At 56.2% G+C, this 25,591-nt stretch carries 24 protein-coding genes; 12 read left to right on the forward strand and 12 right to left on the reverse strand.

Annotation, left to right across the window (positions count from 1 at the left end):
- Positions 1-125: 125 nt before the first annotated feature.
- On the forward strand, positions 126-2,162 hold the full coding sequence (locus ABD890_RS21605) for an ABC transporter ATP-binding protein (protein ID WP_345094466.1): 2,037 nt from the start codon (positions 126-128) through the stop codon (positions 2,160-2,162).
- 44 nt (positions 2,163-2,206) lie between these two features.
- On the opposite strand, the gene ABD890_RS21610 is transcribed toward ABD890_RS21605, so the two are convergent.
- A complete protein-coding gene (locus ABD890_RS21610) occupies positions 2,207-2,572 on the reverse strand; it encodes a hypothetical protein (protein WP_345094468.1) in 366 nt (121 codons plus the stop codon).
- Positions 2,573-2,612: 40 nt separating this feature from the next.
- Positions 2,613-3,092 carry a thiol-disulfide oxidoreductase DCC family protein gene (locus ABD890_RS21615; protein WP_345094470.1) on the reverse strand — a complete coding sequence of 160 codons (480 nt, stop codon included), beginning with the start codon at positions 3,090-3,092 and terminating at the stop codon, positions 2,613-2,615.
- Positions 3,093-3,370: 278 nt separating this feature from the next.
- On the opposite strand from ABD890_RS21615, the gene ABD890_RS21620 reads away from it, so the two are divergent.
- On the forward strand, positions 3,371-5,026 hold the full coding sequence (locus tag ABD890_RS21620) for a hypothetical protein (RefSeq protein ID WP_345094471.1): 1,656 nt from the start codon (positions 3,371-3,373) through the stop codon (positions 5,024-5,026).
- Between the two features lie 131 nt (positions 5,027-5,157).
- On the opposite strand, the gene ABD890_RS21625 is transcribed toward ABD890_RS21620, so the two are convergent.
- The 5 genes from ABD890_RS21625 to ABD890_RS21645 form a co-directional block, all read right to left on the reverse strand.
- Positions 5,158-5,361 (reverse strand): hypothetical protein, encoded by a 204-nt coding sequence (locus ABD890_RS21625; RefSeq protein ID WP_345094473.1) that lies wholly within the window; start codon positions 5,359-5,361, stop codon positions 5,158-5,160.
- A 298-nt stretch (positions 5,362-5,659) separates the two neighbouring features.
- Positions 5,660-6,679 (reverse strand): 2-oxoacid:ferredoxin oxidoreductase subunit beta, encoded by a 1,020-nt coding sequence (locus tag ABD890_RS21630; RefSeq protein WP_345094475.1) that lies wholly within the window; start codon positions 6,677-6,679, stop codon positions 5,660-5,662.
- A gap of 59 nt (positions 6,680-6,738) precedes the next feature.
- A complete protein-coding gene (locus ABD890_RS21635; protein ID WP_345094477.1) occupies positions 6,739-8,604 on the reverse strand; it encodes a 2-oxoacid:acceptor oxidoreductase subunit alpha in 1,866 nt (621 codons plus the stop codon).
- A gap of 871 nt (positions 8,605-9,475) precedes the next feature.
- Positions 9,476-10,357: a hypothetical protein gene (locus tag ABD890_RS21640; RefSeq protein ID WP_345094479.1), complete on the reverse strand. Its 882-nt coding sequence runs from the start codon at positions 10,355-10,357 to the stop codon at positions 9,476-9,478.
- Positions 10,358-10,461: 104 nt separating this feature from the next.
- Entirely contained in the window at positions 10,462-11,301 is an 840-nt protein-coding gene (locus tag ABD890_RS21645; protein WP_345094480.1) for an alpha/beta hydrolase fold domain-containing protein, read from the reverse strand.
- Positions 11,302-11,469: 168 nt separating this feature from the next.
- On the opposite strand from ABD890_RS21645, the gene ribA reads away from it, so the two are divergent.
- Entirely contained in the window at positions 11,470-12,675 is a 1,206-nt protein-coding gene (gene ribA / locus ABD890_RS21650; protein ID WP_345094482.1) for a GTP cyclohydrolase II, read from the forward strand.
- Between the two features lie 23 nt (positions 12,676-12,698).
- Here ribA and ABD890_RS21655 read toward each other — a convergent pair whose 3' ends face one another.
- The 4 genes from ABD890_RS21655 to ABD890_RS21670 all read right to left on the reverse strand — a co-directional run bounded on the left by ABD890_RS21655 (position 12,699) and on the right by ABD890_RS21670 (position 16,029).
- The gene (locus ABD890_RS21655; RefSeq protein ID WP_345094484.1) at positions 12,699-12,974 is read right to left on the reverse strand and encodes a hypothetical protein; all 276 of its coding nucleotides are present in this window, start codon (positions 12,972-12,974) and stop codon (positions 12,699-12,701) included.
- Between the two features lie 9 nt (positions 12,975-12,983).
- Positions 12,984-13,412 carry an RrF2 family transcriptional regulator gene (locus tag ABD890_RS21660; RefSeq protein ID WP_345094486.1) on the reverse strand — a complete coding sequence of 143 codons (429 nt, stop codon included), beginning with the start codon at positions 13,410-13,412 and terminating at the stop codon, positions 12,984-12,986.
- Positions 13,413-13,419: 7 nt separating this feature from the next.
- Complete coding sequence (locus tag ABD890_RS21665) at positions 13,420-14,187, reverse strand: phosphoadenylyl-sulfate reductase (protein ID WP_373356470.1); 768 nt, start codon at positions 14,185-14,187, stop codon at positions 13,420-13,422.
- A gap of 207 nt (positions 14,188-14,394) precedes the next feature.
- Positions 14,395-16,029: a cation:proton antiporter domain-containing protein gene (locus tag ABD890_RS21670; RefSeq protein WP_345094490.1), complete on the reverse strand. Its 1,635-nt coding sequence runs from the start codon at positions 16,027-16,029 to the stop codon at positions 14,395-14,397.
- Between the two features lie 260 nt (positions 16,030-16,289).
- On the opposite strand from ABD890_RS21670, the gene ABD890_RS21675 reads away from it, so the two are divergent.
- The 9 genes from ABD890_RS21675 to ABD890_RS21715 all read left to right on the forward strand — a co-directional run bounded on the left by ABD890_RS21675 (position 16,290) and on the right by ABD890_RS21715 (position 24,605).
- Positions 16,290-17,783: a rhamnulokinase gene (locus ABD890_RS21675; RefSeq protein WP_345094492.1), complete on the forward strand. Its 1,494-nt coding sequence runs from the start codon at positions 16,290-16,292 to the stop codon at positions 17,781-17,783.
- Positions 17,784-17,931: 148 nt separating this feature from the next.
- On the forward strand, positions 17,932-18,975 hold the full coding sequence (locus ABD890_RS21680; RefSeq protein WP_345094494.1) for a Gfo/Idh/MocA family protein: 1,044 nt from the start codon (positions 17,932-17,934) through the stop codon (positions 18,973-18,975).
- Between the two features lie 135 nt (positions 18,976-19,110).
- Entirely contained in the window at positions 19,111-19,398 is a 288-nt protein-coding gene (locus ABD890_RS21685; RefSeq protein WP_345094496.1) for a hypothetical protein, read from the forward strand.
- A 281-nt stretch (positions 19,399-19,679) separates the two neighbouring features.
- Positions 19,680-20,006, forward strand: a complete 327-nt coding sequence (locus ABD890_RS21690; RefSeq protein ID WP_345094498.1) for a hypothetical protein — start codon at positions 19,680-19,682, stop codon at positions 20,004-20,006.
- A gap of 130 nt (positions 20,007-20,136) precedes the next feature.
- Positions 20,137-20,424: a hypothetical protein gene (locus ABD890_RS21695; protein WP_345094499.1), complete on the forward strand. Its 288-nt coding sequence runs from the start codon at positions 20,137-20,139 to the stop codon at positions 20,422-20,424.
- 345 nt (positions 20,425-20,769) lie between these two features.
- Entirely contained in the window at positions 20,770-21,102 is a 333-nt protein-coding gene (locus ABD890_RS21700) for a co-chaperone GroES (RefSeq protein WP_345094501.1), read from the forward strand.
- Between the two features lie 73 nt (positions 21,103-21,175).
- Positions 21,176-22,789 carry a chaperonin GroEL gene (gene groL, locus ABD890_RS21705; RefSeq protein ID WP_345094503.1) on the forward strand — a complete coding sequence of 538 codons (1,614 nt, stop codon included), beginning with the start codon at positions 21,176-21,178 and terminating at the stop codon, positions 22,787-22,789.
- A 132-nt stretch (positions 22,790-22,921) separates the two neighbouring features.
- On the forward strand, positions 22,922-23,356 hold the full coding sequence (locus tag ABD890_RS21710) for a DUF6985 domain-containing protein (protein ID WP_345094505.1): 435 nt from the start codon (positions 22,922-22,924) through the stop codon (positions 23,354-23,356).
- 232 nt (positions 23,357-23,588) lie between these two features.
- Positions 23,589-24,605, forward strand: a complete 1,017-nt coding sequence (locus ABD890_RS21715; protein ID WP_345094506.1) for a glycoside hydrolase family 43 protein — start codon at positions 23,589-23,591, stop codon at positions 24,603-24,605.
- Here ABD890_RS21715 and ppk2 read toward each other — a convergent pair.
- Positions 24,594-25,508, reverse strand: a complete 915-nt coding sequence (gene ppk2 / locus ABD890_RS21720) for a polyphosphate kinase 2 (protein WP_345094507.1) — start codon at positions 25,506-25,508, stop codon at positions 24,594-24,596. The two genes, ABD890_RS21715 and ppk2, sit on opposite strands and share 12 nt — an antisense overlap.
- Positions 25,509-25,591 lie beyond the last annotated feature (83 nt).

Raw genomic sequence — 25,591 nt, forward strand, 5'->3', positions numbered from 1 at the left:
CGGTTCCTTTTCGCCGAGCTGGCATTGGGCAATGGATGTGCCTCTGCTGCGGCGACTTTCAAGAAGCCTGGTGCTCGAATATCTCGAGCGCTCGAGGTTCCTACCGAAGATTGCACGATCCTAGCATGAAGTATCTCCTGTTCGCGATTCGCCACTGTGTTTCCAAATACCGTTGGTCAATCATTGGCTCGGTGATTTGCTCCCTGTTGGTTGGGGTGCTGTGGGGAGCCAATATCGGTGCGGTCTACCCTTTCGCCGAAATTATTTTCGACGGACAGAGTCTGCATGAATGGGCCGATCGCGAAACGGTCAATTGCAATACGCAGATCGCGCGACTGAACACCGAAATTCAAGAGCTGCAGGCAAAGCTTCCGCAAGAGAACGATGCGGAAGAAGCGTCCCTGATGAAAACTCGCATTCGTCAGGCTGAAAGCGAGATCTCCGGCTGGCAAGGCAAGCTGAATAACGTTGAAAAAACGAAGCCCTACATCGAGTCGTATGCGCCTGCCAGTCCGTTCAATACGCTGCTGCTTCTCGTCGGCTTTTTGCTCGTTGGTACGATGCTGAAAGGCTTCTTCCTTTCGCTCAGCATGATGCTGGTGGCTCGGGCAACCCAGCTAACGGCGCTCGACTTGAAACACGAATTATTTGAGAAGCTGCTCGATATCCGGCTTGGCAAAGCGAACATCTCGGCCGGCGACTCGACGACCCGTATGCAAGGGGATGTCGGATCGATTGGTGCGGCACTCGAAATCTTGTTCGGCAAGTCGGTTCGTGAACCCATCAAAATGTTTGCCTGCCTCGCGGGCGCGGCCTACATCAATTGGCGGTTGCTGATCCTTTCGCTGATTATTGCTCCGATCGCGGCCTTCGTGCTTTATCGCCTGGCTCGAACGATCAAAGAACTGAACGTCCGTTCGATCTTGATCAACGGCATGATCACCGGGTTCTTCCTCCAAATCATGGAAGGCTATCACGTCGTCAAAGCGTACGGCACCGAAGACTACGAGAAACAACGTTTCGAGGCGAAGTCGCGCCAGGCCTATTGGGAACGGGTCAAAATCCAGTTCTTCAACTCGATGGTCCGCGTCAACAACGAAGTCCTCGGCCTCGGCATGGTCTGCTTGTCGATGATTGCCGGTGGCTATCTCGTGCTGAACCAAGAGACGCACATCTTTGGCATTCCGCTGGCTGACAAGCCAATGGAACTGGGCTCGATTCTCGCGTTTTACGCCTTCCTGATTGGCTGTACCGATCCCCTGCGAAAGCTGGGAGACGTGTTCGGCTCGATCCAGGCAGGCATCGCCAGTGCCGAGTTGGTTTATCCGATGCTGCAGGCCGATCCACCGATCCTCGATCCCGTAAACCCAGTTCCGATCGACAGCGTTGGCCGTGAAATCAAGTTCGAGAACCTCGAGTTCTGCTATATCGACAACACGCCGGTGCTGAAGAAATTGAACCTGACCGTTCGCCAAGGGGAAACGGTGGCGATCGTCGGGCCCAATGGCTGCGGTAAGAGTACGTTGATCAATCTGATGATGCGGTTCTACGATCCGGATCAGGGATCGGTCCAAGTTGGCGGCGTCGATATCCGCAATTTCACCCAGCACGATCTCCGCAAACAAATCGCGTTGGTGACACAGTCGACTGTGCTGTTCAACGAGTCGATCCTCGAGAACATTCGCTACGGTCGAATGGAAGCGACCGACGAAGAAGTTTATCAAGCCTCGAAGCTGGCCTACGTCGACCAGTTCGTCCAGACTCACATGTCGCATGGATACGACACGCTATGTGGCGACAGCGGCAAGAACCTCTCTGGCGGTCAGCGTCAGCGAGTTTCCATTGCCCGAGCCCTGCTTCGCGATCCAGATATCATCATCATGGACGAAGCAACGAGCCAGATCGACATGGAAAGCGAACGCTTGATCCACGAAAGCTTGAAGAACTGCATCGCCGGACGCACCGCGATCTTGATTACCCACCGGGCGAGCACGCTACAACTGGCCGACCGCATCGTCGTCATGAACCATGGCGAGATCGAAGCGACCGGCACGCATGAAGAATTGATCGAGACCAGCAAAACGTATTGCCGGCTCTACGTCGAAGACGAATCCGAAGCGAAGTCGGAAGAAGCCAACGGCGAGAAACGCTCGGCCGCTTAGGCGTGGCCCAACCACCACGCAGCAACCACAGAAAAGGGCGTCGCTCAGACGCCCTTCTTCTTTTCTTGCATCCGGCGGAAAGCACGTTGCTTCTTGAGGCTGGTCAAAATGTTCGAGATCGGCGAGACCGACTGACCATACTTGAAGTCCAGCTTCTTGATCTCTTCGTGCGCCGCAGCTCGGGCTGAACTCTCGGACAGAAATCCGGTCAGGTAGGCTTGCAGCAGAGGTTCGCCGCCATCGATCTTCACGCTGAAGACAACCCGCTTCGATATCGGACTGGCTGCACGCTGGGCGATCTCGACCTGGTAGTCGAGAAACGTTTCTACCTTGGGTGTCTGCATCCCCACACGGCGAATCGACTTCGGTTTGCCGGTGCTATGCGACGAATGCTTGCGAAGATCGAACATGGCCAGGAACTCCCTTCCTAGAATCAACGATCGAACAAAGCTACTTGGAATTCTGTTGGTCTGGTTTCGGACCGAAATGAATCTGGCAGGCATCGCCGCAGTCTTCACCGGTATGCTTCCCAAAGCGATACCGTGCCGCGGCCACCTTCCGATACATCCACTTCCCAACCGGAAGCGAGCCAGGGATGTGCATCAGCGGCATCACCGGCCACAACAAAACCAACCGCCGCGTCAGGTACCGAAACGCTTCGGCCCCGCTATGCTGGCGACCTCGAATATCCGCCACCCACATCTCTTCCATCATTTGATCGAAGGTCAAGTTGGGGGCCACATCAGCAACTCGGGCATCATGAAGTGACAGAAACGACAATCGCTTCTGCACATCGAGCCAGTACAGAATCTTCACCCCGCCGGTACAGATTCGACAGTGACCGTCATAGATCACGACGTCGGTATCGGGACGGGCCGCCGGATCTGGCAGCCGCTGCGAGGTCTTTCGAGATTCCGTTTGCGTTACCATCAATTTCCGTCCTCAAGCCTGCTCTTGCGCGAAAATGCAAGAATCGCTCTACCGTCTGGTATCGTCATTTTGGCAAGGCAGGCTCGTCTCCTACCATCTTACCCGCAATTTCCCGAGCAGTACCACTGCAACTTGGGGGCCCGTAAGTTGGGTTTTCCTTGGAAAATCAGTGGAAAATTCCGGCCCCTATCCGGTAAACTTACAAGTGCACCGATCTTGCCTGCGATGAGCCCGCAACGATCGCAACTCTACGTCGAAAACTACAAGGACGACGTTCCATGGACACTCTTCACAAACATATCCGCAAAGCCCAGTGGCGAATGACGTTACAGCAATTCGTCGCCCGGCTGATCATCAGCCTTTCGGTGACCATGTCGCTGGCGGCCATCGCGGTTCTGCTGCCCAAGTTCTGGCCGCTGGGACTTGATCGAACGGTATGGATGTGGAGCTGGATCGGCGGAGCCAGCGCTCTTGGCCTGATCCTGGCGATCGTCTGGACCTATTTAACGCGGACATCCGCACTCGCTGCCGCAATCGAGGTGGACATTCGGTACGGACTGAAAGAACGGGTTTCGAGCTCGCTATCGCTGGATGACGAAACCCGTCAGACCCCACTGGGTCAGGCTTTGATGTCCGATGCCATGCGTCAGGTTGAACGGATCGACGTGACCGAGCGTTTCCCGATCCGCAGCGGCTGGAACGGGCTCGCCCCGATCTTCATCGTGGCAGGTGCCATTCTGATCGCCTTGTTCGTGCCAGACGCCGTGATCGATCCGAACACCGCCAACGCCAACTCAACCCGTCTCGATCCGGAGCAAACCAAGGTGGTCAAAAAGACCGCCGACCAGCTTCGTAAGGAACTGCAAGAGCGTAAAGAAAAAGCGGAAGAAAAGGGTCTGGAAGAAGCCAAAGAGCTGTTCAAGAAGCTGGAAGAAGGCACCAAGGGAATCGCCAAGAAGGACAAAGTCGACCAGAAGGAAACCTTGCTGGAACTGAACGACCTGGCCAAAGAGTTGAAGAAGCGTCGCGACGAACTGGCTTCGAGCGCCGAGTTCAAAAAGAAGCTCGAGATGCTCAAAGACCTGCTCAAGGGTGGCCTGGCCGAAGAACTGGCCAAGGCGATGCAGAAGGGTGACCTGGGCAAGGCTCTGGAAGCGATGAAGAATCTGCAGAACAAGCTGAACAACGGCGAGCTCTCGAAGGAAGAACGAGAAGAACTGGCCAAGCAACTAGGCGAGATGGGCAAAAAAATGCAGGAAATGGCGAAGGCTCATCAGCAAGCCAAGCAGGCCCTCAAGGATCAAATCGATCAGGCTCGCCAGGCTGGCAATCAGGCCGAAGCGGAACGTCTGCAGCAGCAGCTCGACCAGATGAACATGCAGGATGGCCAGATGCAGCAAATGCAGCAGATGGGTGACAACCTGGCGAAGGCGTCCGACGCCCTGCAGAACGGTCAGCAGCAGCAAGCCGCCGATCAGATGAATCAGATGGCCCAGCAGATGCAAGACCTTCAGGCCCAGCTCGACGAGCTGGAGATGCTGGATGGTGCCATGGACCAGATGGAAGCGGCTCGCAACCAGATGTGCAAAGCCTGCCAGCCTGGCCAGAACGGGATGATGGGGCAAAACGGCATGATGGGCCAGCGACCTGGTAACGGCATGGGTCGTGGTCAGGGACAAGGCGATCGTCCGGAAGAGGAAAACGAAACCGGTGCCTACGACTCGCAAGTTCGTGCCGACCCGAAGAACGGCAAGGGTGTGATCGTCGATTACGTCGACGGAAAGAACCGCGCCGGCCAGACGCTGATCGACATCAAGACGGCGATGGAATCGGAGTCGTCGCTCGGCAGCGATGCGTTGACCGAAACCCGCCTGTCGAAGGATCACCAGCAGAACGCTCAGGAATACTTCGACATGGTTCGCGAAGGCCGTTAATAGCCCGGCTTCGCAATGAAACAGAAGAAGCCCTGAAAGGGAAACCGGTAACTCCGGCGTCTCTTTCAGGGCTTTCTTTTTTATCTACCCGACGATCGCATCCTGATGGCAGGACCGACCCGTTCGGCTGACTAGCCGTTCATCCGCTTGGGAATCGTGAAGCTGTAGAGAATGACAATCGCTCCGCTCGACATCATACTCCAAGGAGCCCAGTCTGGAGGCGTGAACGAACGAGGGCCACCTTCCGCGGCCATCATGGCCGAATCGACGACCAGACACTCAGCCCCGACAATGATCAGCGTGATTCCGACTGCCAAAAATAGCGACCGCCACATGGCAAATTTCCTTATTTTCCTCCGTGCGTTCCTGATCGACCTGAGACAGCTCAAGCCGCGGAGATCAACACCGTTCATCAGCGCATTTTCGAACGGCTTGTTGCGGTACTTATCGGCTAGCACCCGGGTAGCCGCTAGCGTGATTTTTGGCTGGGTACTCTAATCGATACAACCGTCGAACGATGCCTGATTCGTTCAACTAGGTCGTGCCCCTTGCCGTTCAGACAACGCGCACGAAAAAAGCCGGCAACGTAGCTGCCGGCTTCTTAATTTGGTCTCACAACGAATCGAGAACGGCTTATTCGACGACCCAGGTATCGCCCGAGTTGAACAGCTTTTCGAGGCTCGCTTCGCCGCGGGTTTCCTTGGCTTGCTGCACCTGGTAGTTGATCGCATCGTCGTAGCATGGAGCATCGATGTCACGCAGAACGCCGATTGGCTCTGGGAACTCGGGATGCGACATGCGGGTCAACAAGTAAGCGAGGGTCGGGTCGGTCGACTTGGCGTCGTGGAACAGCAAGTCGTCCTCGGTGATTCCCTTGCCCAGTTCGACCACTTCCGGGGTGATGCCGTTGAGACGAATCCCCTTATCGCGATTCTTACCGAAGATCAGCGGCTTGCCATGTTCGAGTTCGAGCACGGTGTCGGCCTTCGTGTCTTTGTCGGTCGCCCACTTGTAGGCACCGTCGTTGAACACGTTGCAGTTCTGGTAAACCTCGACGAACGACACACCCTTGTGGGCGACGGCCTTTTCCAAGGTGTCGGCCAGATGCTTGATGTGGACGTCGATCGAACGAGCAACGAAAGTAGCCTCACACGACAGAGCAACCGACAGCGGATGGATCGGGTTATCGATCGCACCCATCGGCGTGCTCTTGGTCACCTTCCCTCTTTCGGAGGTTGGCGAGTACTGACCCTTCGTCAAACCATAAATACGGTTGTTGAACAGAATGATGTTCAGGTTCACGTTACGACGCAGCACGTGCATCAGGTGGTTACCACCGATCGACAACGCGTCGCCGTCACCGGTAATCACGAACACCGTCAGATCCTGACGGGCCGACTTTAAACCGGTGGCAAAGGCTGGGGCACGACCATGCACGCTGTGCATGCCGTAGGTGTTCATGTAGTACGGGAAGCGGCTGCTGCAACCGATACCGCTGACGAAGACAGTGTCTTCACGGCTCATGTTGAGCGTCGACATGACCTTCTTCATTTGGGCCAAGATCGAATAGTCACCGCATCCTGGGCACCAACGCACGTCCTGGTCGGTGCCATAGTCCGCGGGCTTCAAAACAGGCAGTTCTGCGGATGCCATGATGGGTCGTTTCTCTATCATTGAAGGGTTATAGATTCAGGTTTCAGTGGGGGTGTTTTTTAGCCGAGCAGCGATTCAATCTTTTCAGCGATCTCGGTCGTGGTGAACGGCTTGCCTTGAACCTTGTTCAGACCGACCGCATCGACCAGGAACTTATCTCGCAACAGCATTCGCAGCTGGCCCAGGTTCAGTTCCGGAACCAGGATCTTGTCGAAGCTCGAAAGGAGTTCGCCCAGGTTACTCGGGAATGGATTGAGGTAGCGGAGGTGGGCATGGCTGACCGACTTGCCGGCGGCCTGCATACGGGCCACTGCGGTGCGGCACGAGCCGTAAGTACCACCCCAGCTCACGACCAGGACCTTACCCGATTCGGCGCCCATCACTTCCTGCTTTGGCACTACGCTGGCGATGTTCGCGACCTTCTTGGCTCGCGTCAGCACCATGTGATGATGGTTGGCAGGGTCGTAACTGACGTTACCGGTACCATCCTGCTTTTCCAGACCACCCACGCGGTGCATCAGACCTGGCGTGCCTGGGATCGCCCAAGGTCGAGCCAGTTCTTCGTTGCGTTTATAGGCCATGAACGGCGGATCGTCTTCGTTACGTGGGCCTGGATGTTTGACTTCAATCTTCGGCAGGTCGGCGACGTTCGGGATACGCCATGGCTCGCTGCCGTTCGCGATATAGCCGTCGGTCAGCACGACGATCGGGGTCATGAAGCGAACGGCCAGACGCCAGGCTTCAATCGCGACGTCGAAGCAGTCGGCAGGACTACGAGCGGCAATCACCGGGATGGGCGATTCACCGTTGCGGCCGAACATCGCTTGCAGCAAGTCGGCTTGTTCCGTCTTGGTTGGCAGACCGGTGCTTGGGCCACCACGCTGCACATCGACGATCACCAGCGGCAGTTCCAGCATCATCGCCAGACCCATCGCTTCACCTTTCAATGCCATGCCAGGACCGCTGGTCGTGGTCAAAGCCATTTCGCCACCGTAAGCGGCACCAATGGCCGAGCAGACAGCAGCGATTTCGTCTTCGGCCTGGAAAGTGAGGACGTCGAAATTCTTGTACTTGCTCAGTTCGTGCAGAATATCGCTGGCAGGCGTGATCGGGTACGAACCCAAAAACAGCTTTTTTTCGCTCAGCTTAGCCGCGGTCATCAAACCCCAAGCCAAGGCCTGGTTGCCGGTCATGTTGCGATAGCGACCCGGAGCCAGCTTGGCCTTGTCGACCTTGTAGCTGCTGCGGAAAGCGTCTGTCGTTTCACCGAACGCATGGCCAGCTTTAAGGGCGCGGCGGTTCGCTTCGGCGACGTTAGCAACCTTGGCGAACTTCGCATCGATGAATCGCAGGGTCGGTTCCATCGAGCGGCCATACAGCCAGAATACCAGGCCCATGGCGAAGAAGTTACGGCAACGATCCGCTTCCTTCACACTCAGATCAAGACCGTCAACCGCACCACGAGTCATGCTGGTCATCGGAACGGCAAACGTTTGATAGCCGCTCAACGATTCGTCTTCGATCGGGTTGGTTGCGTAGCCGGCCTGACCGAGCGACTTCTTGTCGAACGCATCGCTGTTGATGATCAACACGCCATTGCGTTTCAGGTCGCCGAGGTTGGTCTTCAAAGCGGCTGGATTCATCGCCACTAACGCGTCGACCGCTTCCCCAGGAGTGAAGATGTCGTGCGAGGCGAAATGAATCTGAAAACCACTCACGCCAGCGAGCGTTCCACGAGGCGCACGGATTTCAGCCGGGAAGTCTGGGAAGGTGGCAATGTCGTTGCCAGCCAACGCCGACGTGTTGGAGAACTGGGTACCAGCCAGCTGCATCCCGTCGCCCGAGTCGCCACAGAAGCGAACCGTCGCCTCCTCCAAGGGCTGAATCTCTTTTACGATCGTGGTTTCGTCAGTAGTCGTGGACATGATTACTAGGGGGTTCCGGGCAACAAACGGGGTTTCTTACTTGGAATTATTAAGAGGCGGCGACCTGCGGCAAATGTCGCGAGCCGGCAGCTCTTCATTGGGATAGGGGTGCGATGTCGGCAAGGTGGGGGAAGGTTCAACGATTGGTGAATTACTAGTCAAACAAATAGTACCCAAGGCCGCTACGCAATTCGGGCTTGCGTTCCTCCCAATTCGGGAAGAGTGCTGGCAGAAGAGAACGGATTCTCTCGTATGGACTAGACCACACAAGTCGCCGTCAGGTTCGACCGCAAATCGGGCGAAACCAGGAGAGCCTTCGGCCAGACGACCGGTGCTTCGGACGCAACTAGCGCCGAAAGGCATTGGTCGAATGCCTTGTTGATGGCGAGGATTCACACGACGACGGTTCGGCGAACGGTCGCGACATCCTTGCTGGACGGACTCCGCTTCGTGCTTCATGGCCCCTGGGCAAATATCAATGGATCGCTGCCATCAATGACAGCGATCGGCCTTCAATCGGTTGGTTTGGTTTTCGAAATCTCAACGCGTCGTCAAACGGCGCCCACTAATTGAAATTTCGACGAGCTACCCCGACTTTTCTGAGGCAATTTTGCCGGTTATGCCGATTTTTCGGGGTTCATTTCCCGGTTTAGTCTACCAATCTCCCCGTTTTGGTGTAACAAGACGACCAACGAAACCCGGGTAAATTGGGTAGAAATTGCCGTTTCCCAGTAAATCGGACATGTTTATCCATTTTATAGACGCGATCTTACGGCTGGCTACCCCGATTCTCAAAAACATGCCTCAGAAATGAGGTCATCTCGAATGCCCCGCAGACCCCCGGGTCACCCCAAAGCCCGTCAATTACCGCCTATTCGAAGTCGTCAATTGGCGGAGGGGGCATTCCTTCTTTCTGATAGAACTTCGTCAGATCGATCCCGCCTCGGTTTTCTTCTTCGAGCAGTTTGATACGGGCCTCAAGTCGTTCCATCCGCCGCATCATTTGGGGGATCAAAAACAAGCTCTCGTCGACCTTCTTCTTGGATGGGACCTTCGGATAGCCCAACTGACGCTGCAGGGCCGAGAACAACAGCATCGGGTCCCGCTTGCGATTGGCTAGCGCGATCCGCCCTTCCCGTTCCCCGAACAGTGGCGGAAAGTCCGAGCCTGGCAGCTTTCCACCACGGCGGATCTGCTGCGTGATGTAATGCTCGCTGCGGGTGTAGATCATGTCGGCGATGTCGATCAAACCGATCCGTCGACGATTGATCTCCAGGAAGTTTCGCCACGCGTCGTCGTACATCGGATCGAGCAGCATCGCCGCGAAGCCGGTGTCGTACTTCAAACGATGGCGACAGATCGCCTCGAACTGAAAGAGGAATAACGACTGCGGCGTCGCATGCTCGGCCCTTAGTTTGGCTTCGAGCTTCAGGATCTCGAGCCCGGTCTGAAAGTCGAACTTCCCATGATCGTCCTCGGCCGAGGCGACGATGTAGGTTTGAAAGCCGGAGAAGTAATGCCCCAGCCGCTTCATGGCAGGGCCGAACTGGCCGCTATGCCGCAGTTCGGAAGCCATGAAATCGATTGCCATCGGCAGGTTGGTGGTGACGAGAATCTCGTCTCTCACCGACATCAGTATCTCTTGCATGGGGCGATTGTCGGTCAGCCCGTGCTGGATACCTTCGAAGAAATGCCGCTGCTCGATGTATTCCTCAACCTCTAGACCTGGTCCAGGGTTCGGCGCTTCGCTCATAGTTTTCCTGTCTGTGGCCTGGGCTGGCGGCACAATGTTGCAAGATAAGCCCCAGGCGGAAGGATCGATGCTGGTGTGGCACAGAACCGCTCCGAGCACCTCGGTTACGACTCTTCGAGTTTGAGATGTCCGTCAAGGAATTTCAATGCCTCTCGCTTGGCATTGGGATCGATGAAGGTCGACAAGTGCCCGCGCCCTTCCGATTTAAAAAAGGTGGTCGGGATGCCCAGGTTGGTTAGCTTCGCATGCATCCGCTCGGCGTTGTCGATCGGCACCACGTCATCTTCGGTGCCATGAAAGAAGAAGATTGGTGGACACTTGGCGGTGACATGCGTCAGCGGCGAGGCCTCGGTATAGGTCTCGGGAACGTTGGCTCGCGAGCCTCCAAGGAAGAATTTCAACCGTTGACTATGCAGCGGTTCGTTCGTGAAATCGCAGGGAGCTCCACCGGCAACGACTGCCTTGAGCAGTGGAGTTTCTCCTTCGTCTTCCGCATCCATCGTGGCGACCAGACAGGCCAAGTGACCACCGGCCGAATAGCCCCAGCCAGCTATGCGGTTGGTGTCGATGTGAAACTCTTCGGCGTTCGTCACCAACCAATCGAGTGCGGCCTGACAGTCTTCAAGTTGGGCCGGGTAGATGTGCGTGGGAGCGAATCGATACGTAATCGTCGCTACAGCGTAGCCATGATTGGCGAGAAAAATGGCGTGCGTTGCCATGTGGCTTCGCGAACCACCAGCCCAAGCACCTCCATGAATCATCAGCACGGCAGGAAAGGGACCTTCCCCAGGAGGCAGATAAACATCGGCCTTGAGTATCTTGTCTTCCCGCTCGGCGAATACCTGATTCGGCAGGTAACGAATCGCCCCCATTTCGGCCTGGAGGGTCGAACGCCAGGTAGCGAGAAAAAGAATTGCGAGAATGAAGGTTTTCAAGCCTGTCACGACCGACTCCGTCAAGGTGAACTATTCCGCGATAGCACGGGTCCTATAATGAGTTATTCCGCTCCCGTTGCCTATTATTAACCCTGTGGGCAATATTAACCCCGAGCATCGTGCCAGGCATCCCTTTTAAATCGGCGATGCCCCCAAGTTTTCAGGAGAGTGCTTCCCGTGAGCCACCGATTTTCTACCGTCCAGGCTGCCGTCGACGCGATCAAAGCTGGCAAAGTTATCATCGTTGTCGATGCCGAAGACCGGGAAAACGAGGGGGATTTTGTCGCTGCCGCTGAAAAGACGACCCCCGAAGTGGTGAACTTCATGATCACCCAGGGGCGAGGCCTCTTATGTGCGGCTTGCCTTCCGGATGTCTGCGAACGGCTTGATCTGCCACCATTGGTCGAAAACAACAACGCTCCCCTGCGAACCGCGTTCACGACCCCCATCGACCATAAGAACGCCAAGACCGGAATCACCGCCAAGGAACGCTCCGAAACGATCATGGCGATGGTCGACCCCCAATCGACCGAAGACGACTTCGTCCGCCCTGGCCACGTTTACCCGCTGCTGGCCAAAGAAGGTGGCGTGCTGCGACGCGCCGGGCACACCGAAGCCTCGGTCGATCTGGCCCGCATGGCAGGCCTGACGCCGGCTGGTTCGCTGTGCGAGATCTTGAATGAAGAAGGAGACCGGGCCTCGCGTGACGAACTGATCGCCCTGGCCGAGAAGTTCAATCTCGAGATCATCTCGATCGAGCAGCTCATTTCCCATCGTCGCGTCAACGAAAAGCTCGTGGAACGAGGTGCCGAAGCGAAGCTGCCGACCAAGTTCGGCGAGTTCGACATCATCGTTTACGACGTGAAGTACGAAACCCAGGAACCAGTCGTACTGGCCATGGGAGATCTCAGCTCGGTCGAAGCACCTCTCGTGCGACTTCACAGTAGCTGCTTCACCGGCGACTTGATCGCTTCGCTCCGCTGCGACTGTGGCGACCAACTGGAAATGGCCCTGCGTAAGATCAGCGAAGAAGGCGTGGGGGCCTTGGTCTATTTGCCGCAGGAAGGTCGTGGCATCGGACTGAAAGCGAAGATCCGCGCTTACGCGTTGCAGGACCAAGGTCTCGATACGGTCGAGGCGAATCATGCGCTCGGTTTCAAGAGCGACATGCGCGACTATGGCGTGGGGATCCAAATCTTGAAAGACCTCGGTCTATCCAAGATTCGCCTGCTGACGAACAACCCCAAGAAGACAGACGCGTTCATCTATGGCGGGTTCGATCTGGAAGTTGTCGATCAGGTGCCAATTCACCCGACTCCCAATCCGCATAACCAAAAGTATCTCGACACCAAGCGCGACAAGATGGGGCATCGCCTGCCGTAAGCATCGCAGGTGGGCGGCACTCGTTAGTTGCGTGCCATGCACACGCTGTCGACAATCTTCCCTTCGCGTAGCACGGCCAGGCCAGCCTGGCCTTGATTGGCGGCCCAAGCGGAATCGGGCGTCGAGTAATTCCAAAGCTCGTCGCCAGGGACCATTTGCTGAAAGAGACCGCCCGCCTGATTCAGGTAGTGGCGAGCCATTTCGGCCACGGCAGGGTCTGGGTTAGAACAGGTCGCCAGAATTTCGTCGACCGTGGTCTGCGCGGTGAGCCACTCACGTGGGATCGCTTCAGAATTCATCAAATCCGCCTAGATATAGAACATTTCGTCAGGCTGTTCCGCCACGCGAGTAGCGAGACTGGCCAGGGTAACATCTTCCAGAATCTTGGTGCGTTCCTGACAAATCTTACCCCACACGCCGCATAGCGCCTGGGCAGCAGGCGTAGGCCGCTGCAGGTTCGATTCCGCCTGATCGCCACTTCCTTCGATCACTTGAAAGATATCGGCCAGGGTAATGCGATCGGGGGCCTGCGCCAAACGGTATCCCCCGGTCGAACCGCGGGTACTTTGCACGAGGCCCGCCGCTTTCAGCTGAGCCATGATCTGCACGAGAAACGGCTGCGGAATGCCTTGTGCCTCGGTGATCTCGCGCAAACGCGCTGGCTGATCGGCTTCGTACCGGGCAGCCAGTTCGATCATCGCGATGCAGGCGTATTCGCTTTTTGCCGAGACCGTCATGTCACTACTAGGCGTTGGGGCTGTCGTCTAAGGTGTGCAAGCCACACTCGGTCTTGCCTGTTCCGCTCCATCGGCCGGCACGTTCGTCTTCGCCTGCCAGAACGGCACGCGTGCATGGCCAGCAGCCAATGCTGGTGTAGCCCTGGTCGTGCAGTACGTTGTAAGGCACGCCATGCTCGGTAATCATTCGCCAGACCCAGCTCTTGGTCTGGTTGGCCAGCGGATTGATCTTCACCAGGCCGAACTTCTTATCCCAGCCAACAATGCTGGCGCGGGCCCGGTCTTCGCTTTGGTCGCGGCGAATGGCACTGATCCAAGCATGCTTCCCTTCCGCACCGCGCTGCAGCACTTTGATCTTCCGATCGAAGCAGCATTGGGTTGGGTTTGTCTTATAGAGCGGGCCGCCATGAAGTTGCTCGTACTCTTCGACGGTGTGCTCCGGCTTGAGCAACTCGACATCGATGCCGAACTTCTCGCGAATCTGGTCGCGAACATCGAGCGTCTCTTGGAACTGGTAGCCAGTGTCGAGATTGAAAACCGGCGTCTCCGGGGCAACTTGCGAAAGGAGATATAGAATCACACACCCTTCCGGACCGAAGGCGGTTCCCATCGTCAGCTTGGTGCCAAAACGTTCCGCTCCCCAGCGAATGATCTCTTCGGGGGTGGCGGTTTCTAGCCGCTGCGACGCTTCTTCCAACTCGGCCATCAGCTCTGGAGTGGGCTGTAGCATGCCGGAAGTTGTTTGCTCTTCTTGATTTACGTTGCTGGCCGACATGGCATTCACTTGAAACGGGTTGTCCGTGGTAAGGCTTGTCAGTTGCATGGATTACGTGCCCTTGGGTGTCATTGTTAACTAACATGACCAACTTAGTCAACAATAGATCCGATGCCGAGAATCTTCATCGGTTACACCCAGGGACAATCTCCAGGTTGATTTGTGCCGGTTCTAGCGATTGCGGCAGAGGAGGGACCAACAGCCCGTTTAAAACGCGTCGCTTTCCGAGAGCTTCTCGATCATTCCGATCAGCATGAGGGCGGTTTGCGATTCTTCGTCGGTCACGTAATCGGCCCCAACCAGGTGCAATCGCTCGCGATTTCGCTGATAGCGGCAGCGAGCCAAAATGGTGCAGCGACGGTTCATCGCTCGAATGCTTTTGACAATCTGCACCGAGGCCTCGTCGTCGGGGACCGCCACCAAAACCAGGTTGGCATGGGCGATTTCGGCTTCTTCCAGTGTCTTGCGCTTAGTGGCATCGCCGGTGACGGCTCGAAAACCAGCTTGAATCAGCGGATAGGTATTCACCGAATTCAGATCGATGAATCGAACTTCCGCCCCAAAGATTTCAATCCGCGAAGCCACCTGCCGGGCAACGGGGCCGACCCCGATGATCACCGCCTCGCGAATGGTCTCGCGGGCTTCAATGGCCTTCTCTTCTTTGCTGGTGTGCAAGGAAGGATCGTTACCCAGCTTGCGGATCCCCCAGCGAATGAACCCTGGCGTCAGAATCATAGTCCCAATCGCCAGCACCAGCATCTGGTTGTAGTGCGACTCTTGTACAAGGTTTCGCGTCAGACCTTCCGACAGCAGCAGGAAGCTCATTTCACCGACCTGCGAAACTCCCAGCCCCATCCAAAGAGCAACGCGCCAGCTCATGCCGGAAGCTCGAATCGCCAGGCCGGCCCCCAAGGTTTTCACGAGGACGACCAGCGGAAAGCCAATCAGCACCAGCAGCGGATCGTGAAGCAAGGCTTCGATATCGAGCAGGGCCCCCAGCGAGATGAAGAAGACCGCCGCAAAACTTTCGCGGAAAGGTAGTGTCAGGGCATCGACCTGCTGCGTGAAGCGATTTCCTCCCAGGATCAGACCGGCCCCAAAGGCACCGAAAGCGGCCGGAAGCCCCAGGATATGTGCCACAAAGCAGCCACTTCCCAGCAAAGCCAACGCAAATAGAAGCAACAATTCTCGGCTTCTCAGCAGCGAGAAGAGCGGTAAGGCGAAACGATGCGTGACAAATGCCAGGACCGGAATGGTTGTCAAAAACAGGATCGTCACGATCCCCAGCCGCACGAATTCCAGCGGCGAATGGTTCTCGGTCGCGGCGATCAGCGGGACTGCCAACATCAGCGGAACGATCGCCATGTCTTGGAAAAGCAAGATTCCGACGCTACGTACGCCAGCGGGCGACGAGGCGACATTGAGTTCGTGCAGGGCCCGAAAGACGAGCACTGTCGAACTCAAGGCCACGGATGCGCCCAACAGCGAAGCCCCCTGCCAGGGAAGCCCCAGCAAGATGAACAGAAAGCTTACTGGCACCGCCACGGCACACATCTGGACGAAGCCGGCCACCAGAATCCACGGCCCGACATGCCGCATTTCTTCCCACGAGACTTCCGTGCCGATCGAGAAAAGGAGAAATAGCGCCCCCATCTCAGCCAGGTGCTTCAGATCGTGATTCTCGGTATGCAGAATCTGCAGAGCCCCGTTCCCGATAATGGCACCAGCAATCAGGTAACCAACAATCGTCGAGACATGCAGGTAGCGACAAATGGCACCCGACACGAAGCCGGCAGCCAGAATGATGATCAGGTTGAGTGCCAGGATCTCTAACGGGTCCACAAGTCCAAAATCCCTGGAACAAAGAACAAAGGTGCTTCCATCACGCATTGGCCCCTTAGTTTTAAGCGGCCTGGCAAGTTTTATCGATTGGGTTGCCCCTTACTTTCTGGTGTTTCTCGCGAGAAAGCGATGATTGTTGACGTCGCTCGTGTCTATTAAACTGCAAATCCCATTTCTACTGACAGGCCAACTCCTTTTTAGGCCTGCCTGGATCTGCCCTTCCCCTGTCACCCAATCCTGCATCGTTCAAAAGCTCAATTATGTCTAACAAGACCTACCTCGCAGTCGACCTGGGAGCCTCCAGCGGTCGTGTCCTCGGTGGACGTTTCGATGGCTCGACGCTTCAACTGGAAGAAGTTCACCGTTTCGAGAATGGCCCGATCGCTTTCGCCGGGCATCTGCACTGGGACCTGTTGAAGCTTTGGCAAAACATCAAAGACGGCCTGACTGCTTCGGGAAGCAAGTTTGGCAGCGAGATCAGTAGCATTGGCGTCGATACGTGGGGCGTCGACTTCGCCCTGCTCGGCCGCAATGACGAATTGCTGGGCAATCCGTATCACTACCGCGATCCGCGCACCCAAGGCATCTTCGAGCGAGCCTTCGCCAAGGTGAGCCGTGACGAGATCTTCGCCGAAACTGGTTTGCAATTTATGGAGATCAACACGCTGTATCAGCTGATCGCCATGCGGGAAGCGAATAGTTCGATCCTCGAATCGGCCGAAAGCTTCCTGATGATGCCCGACCTGTTCCATTGGCTGCTGACCGGGGAAAAGGGGAACGAATTGACCAACGCCTCGACAACGCAGCTTTTGAACCCGGTGACCAAGCAGTGGTCGAAGAAGCTGATCGAAGGCTTCGACCTGCCAGAACGGATCTTCGGCGAGATCGTCGACCCCGGCAGTGTTGTCGGTCCACTCCGAACGACCGTACTCGAACAAATTGGCTTGAACGGAACACGTGTCGTTCGCCCAGGCACCCACGACACCGCTTCGGCGGTGGTTGCCGTGCCGGCCAAGAGCTCGCCCGGCGAGATGCCTAACTGGTGTTATATCTCCAGCGGAACCTGGTCGCTGATGGGTGTCGAAACGCCGCATCCGATCATCAACGAGCAGTGCGCCGAGTTTAACTACACCAACGAAGGCGGCGTCTACGGGACGACCCGCCTGCTGAAGAACATCGCCGGCTTGTGGCTGGTGCAAGAGTGCCGCCGTATCTGGAAACAGGGTGGCCACGAGTATGGCTACAGCGATCTGGTTCGGATGTCGCAGGAAGCTACGCCGCTGGCTTCGTTCGTGAATCCAGACCATTCCGACTTCGCCGCGCCACAAGATATGCCGGCGCAGATTCGCGACTTCTGCGAACGTACCGGACAGATCGTTCCGCAAGCCGACGGTGCCGTCATTCGTTGCGTGCTGGAAAGCCTCGCGATGCGGTACCGCGTGGTCCATCGCAAGCTGCAAGATCTGACCGGAACCAAGATCGACACCATCCATATCGTCGGTGGCGGAACGCAGAATCAGCTTCTTTGCCAGATGGCCGCCGATGCGTGCAACTGCCAGGTCGTCGCCGGCCCGGTCGAAGCAACGGCCATCGGCAACTTGATGCTTCAGGCCGTCGCTTCCGGCGACATCGGTAGCCTGGCAGAAGGCCGCGAAGTGATTCGCAACAGCTTCCCAGTTGTCACCTATACACCGAAGACCCCAACGATGTGGGACGACGCGTTTCCACGATTCGAGAAAACTTGCAGCATCTAATCAGGCCGCCGAGTTTTCGAGAAGAACTTTCTCTATTCGCTGACAGTGGCCAGCAACAGTCGATTCACCTTTACTGGTACCAGAACAGACTTCCCACCTAAAGCACTGCGACAAACAGCCTCGCCGAGAAGCAAGAAAGAGTAGCACCATGATCAAAGTCGGAATCGTTGGCGTCGGATTCATGAGTTGGATTCATTACCTGGCCTATCAAAAGGTCCGGGGAATGAAGGTCATCTCGTTCTGTTCGCGCGATCCGAAGAAGCAACAAGGGGACTGGCGCGGGATCAAGGGTAACTTTGGTCCGGCCGGCGAGCAGATCGATGTTTCCAAGATGGCGGTCTATGCCACGCTGGAAGAAATGCTGGCGGACGATTCGATCGATATGGTCGACATCTGCCTCCCCCCTGCTCTACACGAAGAAGCCACGATCAAAGCGTTGAAAGCAGGCAAACATGTACTGGTCGAGAAGCCGATCGCCCTCGATCCGGCGGCCGCTAAACGGATGCAGAAAGCAGCCGACAAGAGCGGCAAGCTGATGCTAACCGCGCACGTGCTGCCTTTCTTCACTGAATTCAACTTCGCGTTGGAAGCCGCTCGCTCTGGCAAGTTTGGCAAGGTGCTTGGTGGCCACTTCAAGCGTTTAATCAGCGATCCGACCTGGATCCCAGATTTCTACGATCTGGAAAAGGTGGGCGGCCCCCTTCTCGATCTGCATATTCACGACGCTCACTTCATTCGACTGATGTTTGGCATGCCCACCAGCGTGACCAGCGTTGGCCGCATGCGTGGCGACTGCGTCGAATACTGCACCACGCAGTTTGGTTTCGCGGACAGCAGCTACGTGGTGACGGCCACCAGCGGCGTCCTGCATCAGCCGGGACGAAGCTTCACGCATGGCTTCGAGATTCATTTTGAAGAAGCGACGCTGCTGATGGACTTCGCCGTGATCGACGACGCCCCGGTCGTGGCGATGCCGCTGACCGTGCTGCCGAAGAAGGGGAAGTCGAAGCAACCGAAGCTGAAGGGTGGCGACCCGGTCGATTCGTTCGCTGCCGAACTAAAGGAAGTGGAGCAAAGCATTCTTTCCGGCACCCCATCCAGCATCCTGGGTGGCGACCTGGCTGTCGACGCATTGGTACTTTGCCAGAAGCAAGCCGACTCGATTGCCAAAGGCAAGACGGTCCGCGTCTAAAGTGCCAGCTTGCCTGGAAACGATCTTCGATGGTCGACGGTGCGGCGAATCCGATTTTCGAAGAGATTCGCCGCAAGACTGGTCGGACCGGGGCGAATCTCAGTCCATAGCGTTGTTTTTCCCGAAGATCGACCGATGGCAATATTCCTTATTTCCCAAGGCTGCGGCCTGCTTGCCCTCTGCATCCTGGTGAACTTCTGGTGTGCCCTGAAGGTCGGTTCCGACCTGGACGACAACCGAGCCCTGGGAGCAGCGATGCACGCATCGTTCGTCACGGGTAATTGGGCCGCGAACTTCGGTGCTGGCTGGTCCCGCATGGACGAGCCCGAGATGCTATTCACGATGGTGACCTGGACAACCGCCCTAGGAACCTTCGGAGGAACGTTGGTCCTGGCATCGCTACTGTGGGACTATTTGTTCTGACGAGGATCGCCCTAGTAGTCCGATCACCTTCAAGCAAGAAATCATGGAACTTCTGGCTATGTTAGATGCGATCGGGATTATCTTCGAGTTCATCGGCTTTTTCCTCGAACTCTTCGTCGCGTCGTGCAACAAGAAGAAGTAACGCCCTGACAACGCTCTCAAATCGGCCAAATCCCCCGAAAACTGGTTGCCTGCACGAAAACGGCAACGTAAATATCTCCAGCCGGACCATGCTTCCGGAGTCGCGCTAAAACCGCTTCAATCCTGGGGAGCCGTACGAGATGAATGCCGTCGAAACGATGCTATATGCCCTGGTCTGGGTCATTGCGATCGTGAATTTCATTTGCTTCTTCTACGTTATTTTGAAGATGTTTCAGAACAATGACGTAGGTCTGGCACTGATCTCACTGCTACTGACGCCCTGCTCTGGGCTGGGGATGCTGATCGTCTTCATCGCCGGCTGGGCCTACGTAGTCCGGTACGACACCTTCCGTTTTATGGCATTCTGGAGCCTGCTCTCTTTCTCGCAACTTCTGTTTGCGATCGCGTATGTCCTGCTGGAAATCCAGCAGCACGGGCAACTACCGATGATTGCCGGCGCGGATTAAACAAATCGGAGATTCTCCTTCACTCCGCCATTGAATTTGCTTGCTCGGCCCTGAAATCGAGCAGTAGAACGAAGAACGGTGCTGCTTCACCGCGAAGCAGCAGTGGCCATGTTATCGGGGGAATTGCATCATGCTGGTTTTGCTGTTGGCCCTCTCTGGGCTCATGGGCCTGGTTTCGATCGGCTGCTTCATCGTCATTGTGATGCAGATGTTTCAGCACGGGGACGCGACCCTGGGGATCGTCTGCCTGGCTACGCTCTTGTGCGGCCTCCTTGGCTTTCTGATCGCGTTTGTGATGGGCTGGATCAACGTGGGTAAGTACCAGGCCAACAAGGTCATGATGATCTGGACCATCTGTTGGATCGGCCAAATGGCGATCGCCGTGATTGGCAATAGCAGCGGCGCTTTCGGCGGCTAAAACAGCCACTACAACACTACAGAAATACCGAAAGGGCACCTCGGCGAGTACGAGGTGCCTTTTTCTGTCATATTGGCAGGGCCGACCGCTACGGCGGAAACACCCTGCCACGGCGATGCACAGACACCGATAAGTCTTTTCCCCAAATACACTTACGCCGCCAAGACCATTCTATGGCACGCTTCTTGCATACTTCATGCCCCACGCAATCGTTCGCGCAACAATGGCAGGCGGTCGCGGTTTAGACCTACCGCGCCTCGTCCGTCCACCATTCATATCCCGCATCGGCGTCTCCTGATCGGAGGAGACACTAAGCCCCTAAGTTTTCTGGAGGAAGACAATAGCATGGCAACGGCTACGAAAAAGAAGGCTTCGAGCACCAAACAACGTCTGCAGCCACTGGGCGATCGCGTAGTGGTTCGCCGCGACGAATTGGAAGAAAAGACCGCTGGTGGGATCTTCCTGCCCGAAACCGCCAAGAACAAGCCGTCGCGTGGCGTGGTCGTTAGCGTCGGCACCGGCCGTCTGCTGGAAGACGGCAGCCGCAGCCCGCTGCAGGTCAAGGAAGGCAACAAGGTCATCTTCAGCGCTTACGCTGGTAGCGACACCTTCACCGTTGGCGACGACGAAGTCATCCTGCTCCGAGAAGACGACATTCTGGCCGTCATCGAAGGCTAAGCCGACGTCCTTCCGGACTATCTACCCGTACACACACTCAGACGAATCAAAATACCTTTAGGAGATACCATCGATGGCCAAGATCATCGCCTTTGATCAGGAAGCACGCGAAGCCATCCGTCGCGGCGTATCCAAGCTGGCGAAAGCTGTCAAAACGACCCTCGGTCCCAAGGGCCGTAACGTCATCATCCAGAAGAGCTTTGGCAGCCCAACCGTCACCAAGGACGGCGTGACCGTCGCCAAGGAAGTCGAACTGGAAGACGTCTACGAAAACATGGGCGCCCAGATGGTTCGCGAAGTTGCCAGCAAGACGAGCGACGTCGCTGGTGACGGTACCACCACCGCCACGCTGATGGCCGAAGCAATCTTCAACGAAGGCCTGAAGGCTGTTGTCTCGGGCGTCAACCCGATCCAGATGAAAGCTGGTATCGAAAAGGCTGTCGCCGCCATCACTGCCGAACTGAACGGCATGGCGATTCCGATCAAGAAGAAGGAAGAAATGGCCAACGTTGGCGCCATCGCTTCGAACAACGATCGCGAAATCGGCGAACTGCTGGCCGACGCCATGGAAAAGGTCGGTAAGGACGGCGTTATCACCGTCGACGAAGGCAAGAGCCTGGCCACGGAAGTGGAATGGGTCGAAGGTATGCAGTTCGATCGCGGCTACCTCTCGCCTTACTTCGTCACCAACCCGACCACCATGCAGGTCGAACTGGATGACTGCTACATCCTGGTCTTCGAAAAGAAGATCAGCAACATCAAGGACCTGGTTCCAGTTCTGGAAGCCGTGGTTCAGCAGAGCAAGCCACTGTTGATCATCGCTGAAGACGTCGACGGCGAAGCGTTGGCCACCCTGGTCATCAACCGTCTGCGTGGCACGTTCAAGTGTGCCGCCGTGAAGGCTCCTGGTTACGGCGATCGCCGCAAGGCCATGATGGAAGACATCTCCATCCTGACTGGTGGTACCGCGATCTTCGAAAGCTTGGGCATCAAGCTGGAAAACCTGGGCCTGGCCGAGCTGGGTCGTGCCAAGAAGGTGATCATCGACAAAGACAACACGACGATCATCGAAGGTGCCGGCGAAACCCAGAACATCAAGGATCGAATCGCTCAGATCCGTCGCGAAATCGAAAATTCGTCCAGCGATTACGACAAGGAAAAGCTGGAAGAACGTCTCGCCAAGCTGGCCGGCGGTGTCGCCAAGGTTAACGTTGGTGCCGCGACCGAAAGCGAAATGAAGGAAAAGAAGGCTCGCGTTGAAGACGCTCTGCACGCAACCCGTGCCGCTGCTGCCGAAGGCATCCTGCCAGGTGGTGGTGTTGCTCTGCTGCGTGCTTCGTCCAAGGTGAAGGGTGCTGACCTGAGCCACGACGAAGAAATCGGCTTCAACATCGTTATCCGCGCTTGCCGTGCACCGATCACCACGATCGCCACCAACGCTGGTAAAGATGGCAGCATCATCTGCGAAAAGATCCTGGATAGCAAAGGCAACCAGGGTTACAACGCACTGACCGACACCTACGAAGACCTGGTCAAGTCGGGCGTCATCGACCCAGCCAAGGTTACCAAGACCGCCCTGGCCAACGCCGCCAGTGTTGCGACCCTGCTGCTGACCAGCGATGCCCTCATCGCCGAGAAGCCAAAGTCCGACAAGAAGGGTGGCCACAGCCACGACGACATGTACTAAACCAATCTAGTACATCGTTCCATCCAAAAGCCTGCCAGAGTGCTCTCTGGCAGGCTTTTTTTATTTGGGGACCGTTGGTATAAATTGTCCCCGATTTTCTTCACTTTCACACATTGCAATTGAGACCTCGCAATGGACAAATACCAACACCCATCCTTAGGTACCTTGTTTCTCGAAGACGACCAATGGCTGACCGAAGAAGGTGAAGTCACCTTTGTTGACGAGGTTATTCGCATCGTCTTCGCCCGTGGTACCGAGGAAGGCCCGTCCGATGCCTCGCTCGAAGGTTTCGAGTGGATCGACGCCAACTGGAGCAAGGTTCTGACGCTGATCGAGGACCAGGCATTCGAGTTCTATCAAAGCTACGACAACTCAGTGGAAGAGTTCCCGGAGTTCGCCAAGCCTGCCGATATCTGGGGATCGGAATACCTGCTTGGACTGCGAATCTTTTCGCCCGAAGAGTTCGAGGTCACGCTACAGTTCGATTGGCAAGAGGAAGACGACGAACACGAGATCACCTTCTATATCGAAGAGGGAGAATGCAACTCGTATTCTCGAGACGGCTAGGCTTCCGTCACGTCGCCAATCAGAAGTCCTTAGGTTGCGAGCTGTCGAGGGACGAACGCGTCGACGACGCGGGATCTCAAATCGGCTAACAATCGTCCTCAAATGCCCAAGTTTCAGCCCGTTTTTATCGACCTTACGCCCCCATGCGGAGGAGGGAGCGACGAGCTGACCTACTAAAATGAACAGCAGTCCCCTTAGCTCCACTGCTTTCGTTTCGAAGGTCGTTGCATCGATGATTTCCCCTCGCGAATTCTCTTGGCGTCGTCTGAACTCGCTTCTGACATTTTCCCTGCTGCTCGGTATCACGATGAGCAATCTCGCGTCGGCGGAAGAACCTGCCCCATCCAACAATCCGATCTTTGAGGGTTGGTACGCTGATCCGGAAGGGATCATTTTCGACGACACCTACTGGGTCTATCCGACCTACTCGGCCCCGTACGATCAGCAAACGTTCTTCGATTGCTTCTCGTCGAAAGACCTGGTGCATTGGACCAAGCATTCCCGCATTCTCGACAACACCGAGATCAAGTGGGCCAAGCGAGCAATGTGGGCACCCTCGATCATTGAGAAAGATGGCAAGTACTACTTCTTTTTTGGTGCGAACGATATCCAGAATGACCAGCAACATGGGGGTATCGGTGTCGCCGTGGCCGATCATCCGGCTGGCCCCTTCAAAGACCATTTGGGCAAGCCGCTGATCGACAAATTCCATAACGGTGCCCAGCCGATTGACCAGTTTGTTTTCAAAGATGCCGACGGCACCTACTACTTGATCTACGGTGGCTGGCGACACTGCAACATCGCGAAGCTGAACGACGATTTCACCGGTTTCGAGCCACTCCCCAACGGGCAGATCTTTCAAGAGATAACACCGCAAGGTTATGTCGAAGGTCCGTTCATGTTCATCCGCGATGGCAAGTATTATTTCATGTGGTCGGAAGGTGGTTGGACCGGTCCCGACTACAGCGTTGCTTATGCGATTGCCGACAGCCCGTTCGGTCCGTTCAAGCGAATCGACAAAGTGTTGAAGCAAGACGCCGAAGTAGCTACCGGTGCCGGGCATCACTCGGTGATTCATATTCCCGGCACGGAAGAATACTTTGCCGTGTACCATCGTCGTCCAATCGGAGAAACCGATGGCAACGCGCGGGTCACCTGCATCGACGTCATGAAGTTCGACGATCAGGGCAAGATCTTGCCGATCAAGATCACGCACGAAGGTGTAGCGGCTCGCCCATTAGTAGACTGACGGCACGAACACATCTTCCGGCAGTGACTTTCGCTGATAACCTTCGGCATGCTCGCGTGGCGGAAGCGAGATCGGCTGGTTGGGCACTTCAGCGTATGGAATCTGCTGCAAGAAATGATGAATACAGTTGAGGCGAGCACGCTTCTTGTCGTCCGCCTCGACGACCCACCACGGGGCCTCTGAGATGTTTGTTCGGGCAAACATTTCTTCTTTGGCCCGCGTGTACTGCTCCCAGCGTCGACGCGCCTCGAGATCCATCGGGCTTAGTTTCCACTGCTTGAGAGGATCGTCGATCCGGCACTGGAAACGAAATCGTTGTTCGTGATCGCTGATCGAAAACCAATACTTGATCAGGTACATGCCAGAGGTCACCAGCATCCGTTCCAATTCCGGGACCGTTTGAAAAAACTCTTGCAACTGCTGGTCGTTGCAAAAGCCCATCACACGTTCGACACCGGCGCGGTTGTACCAACTACGATCGAAGAGCACGATCTCGCCACCGGCTGGAAGATGCCTGATGTAACGCTGGAAATACCACTGGGTTTTCTCACGCTGATTCGGTGCAGGCAAAGCGACGACACGGCAGACTCGCGGGTTGAGGCGTTGGGTAATGCGTTTAATCGCACCTCCTTTGCCCGCCGCGTCGCGGCCCTCGAAAAACACCGCCACCTTGGCTTTCGTTTCAACAACCCAGCTCTGCAGCTTGATCAACTCGCGCTGCAGCCGCAGCAGTTCGCGAAAATAGACACGTCGAGGCATGCGACCTTCTTCGCTGATCTCTTCCCGAGGAGTGGCCCGTTCCATCAGGGCATCTTCCAACTCGGCTTCAAATTCTTCGTCGAGCGAATCGAGAATTTCGTCGTGCAGACGTTGTTGTTCCAACTCGTGGTCCGAATCGGTCATGATCGCAGGTCTCGGCGGCAGAGGTTTTCATCCGTAAGGGCAGTTCCCTGGAGTTTAGCAAACCTGACGGGAGAGCGCCGTTA

Source organism: Bremerella cremea, assembly GCF_039541315.1.
GTDB classification, from domain to species: Bacteria; Planctomycetota; Planctomycetia; order Pirellulales; family Pirellulaceae; genus Bremerella; species Bremerella cremea.

Coding starts and splice junctions, on each gene's coding strand:
- ABD890_RS21605 (WP_345094466.1), top strand. CDS start 126: ATGAAGTATCTCCTGTTCGCGATTCGCCACTGTGTTTCCAAATACCGT.
- ABD890_RS21610 (WP_345094468.1), bottom strand. CDS start 2,572: ATGTTCGATCTTCGCAAGCATTCGTCGCATAGCACCGGCAAACCGAAG.
- ABD890_RS21615 (WP_345094470.1), bottom strand. CDS start 3,092: ATGGTAACGCAAACGGAATCTCGAAAGACCTCGCAGCGGCTGCCAGAT.
- ABD890_RS21620 (WP_345094471.1), top strand. CDS start 3,371: ATGGACACTCTTCACAAACATATCCGCAAAGCCCAGTGGCGAATGACG.
- ABD890_RS21625 (WP_345094473.1), bottom strand. CDS start 5,361: ATGTGGCGGTCGCTATTTTTGGCAGTCGGAATCACGCTGATCATTGTC.
- ABD890_RS21630 (WP_345094475.1), bottom strand. CDS start 6,679: ATGGCATCCGCAGAACTGCCTGTTTTGAAGCCCGCGGACTATGGCACC.
- ABD890_RS21635 (WP_345094477.1), bottom strand. CDS start 8,604: ATGTCCACGACTACTGACGAAACCACGATCGTAAAAGAGATTCAGCCC.
- ABD890_RS21640 (WP_345094479.1), bottom strand. CDS start 10,357: ATGAGCGAAGCGCCGAACCCTGGACCAGGTCTAGAGGTTGAGGAATAC.
- ABD890_RS21655 (WP_345094484.1), bottom strand. CDS start 12,974: ATGAATTCTGAAGCGATCCCACGTGAGTGGCTCACCGCGCAGACCACG.
- ABD890_RS21660 (WP_345094486.1), bottom strand. CDS start 13,412: ATGACGGTCTCGGCAAAAAGCGAATACGCCTGCATCGCGATGATCGAA.
- ABD890_RS21665 (WP_373356470.1), bottom strand. CDS start 14,187: ATGTCGGCCAGCAACGTAAATCAAGAAGAGCAAACAACTTCCGGCATG.
- ABD890_RS21675 (WP_345094492.1), top strand. CDS start 16,290: ATGTCTAACAAGACCTACCTCGCAGTCGACCTGGGAGCCTCCAGCGGT.
- ABD890_RS21680 (WP_345094494.1), top strand. CDS start 17,932: ATGATCAAAGTCGGAATCGTTGGCGTCGGATTCATGAGTTGGATTCAT.
- ABD890_RS21685 (WP_345094496.1), top strand. CDS start 19,111: ATGGCAATATTCCTTATTTCCCAAGGCTGCGGCCTGCTTGCCCTCTGC.
- ABD890_RS21690 (WP_345094498.1), top strand. CDS start 19,680: ATGAATGCCGTCGAAACGATGCTATATGCCCTGGTCTGGGTCATTGCG.
- ABD890_RS21695 (WP_345094499.1), top strand. CDS start 20,137: ATGCTGGTTTTGCTGTTGGCCCTCTCTGGGCTCATGGGCCTGGTTTCG.
- ABD890_RS21700 (WP_345094501.1), top strand. CDS start 20,770: ATGGCAACGGCTACGAAAAAGAAGGCTTCGAGCACCAAACAACGTCTG.
- groL (WP_345094503.1), top strand. CDS start 21,176: ATGGCCAAGATCATCGCCTTTGATCAGGAAGCACGCGAAGCCATCCGT.
- ABD890_RS21710 (WP_345094505.1), top strand. CDS start 22,922: ATGGACAAATACCAACACCCATCCTTAGGTACCTTGTTTCTCGAAGAC.
- ABD890_RS21715 (WP_345094506.1), top strand. CDS start 23,589: ATGATTTCCCCTCGCGAATTCTCTTGGCGTCGTCTGAACTCGCTTCTG.
- ppk2 (WP_345094507.1), bottom strand. CDS start 25,508: ATGACCGATTCGGACCACGAGTTGGAACAACAACGTCTGCACGACGAA.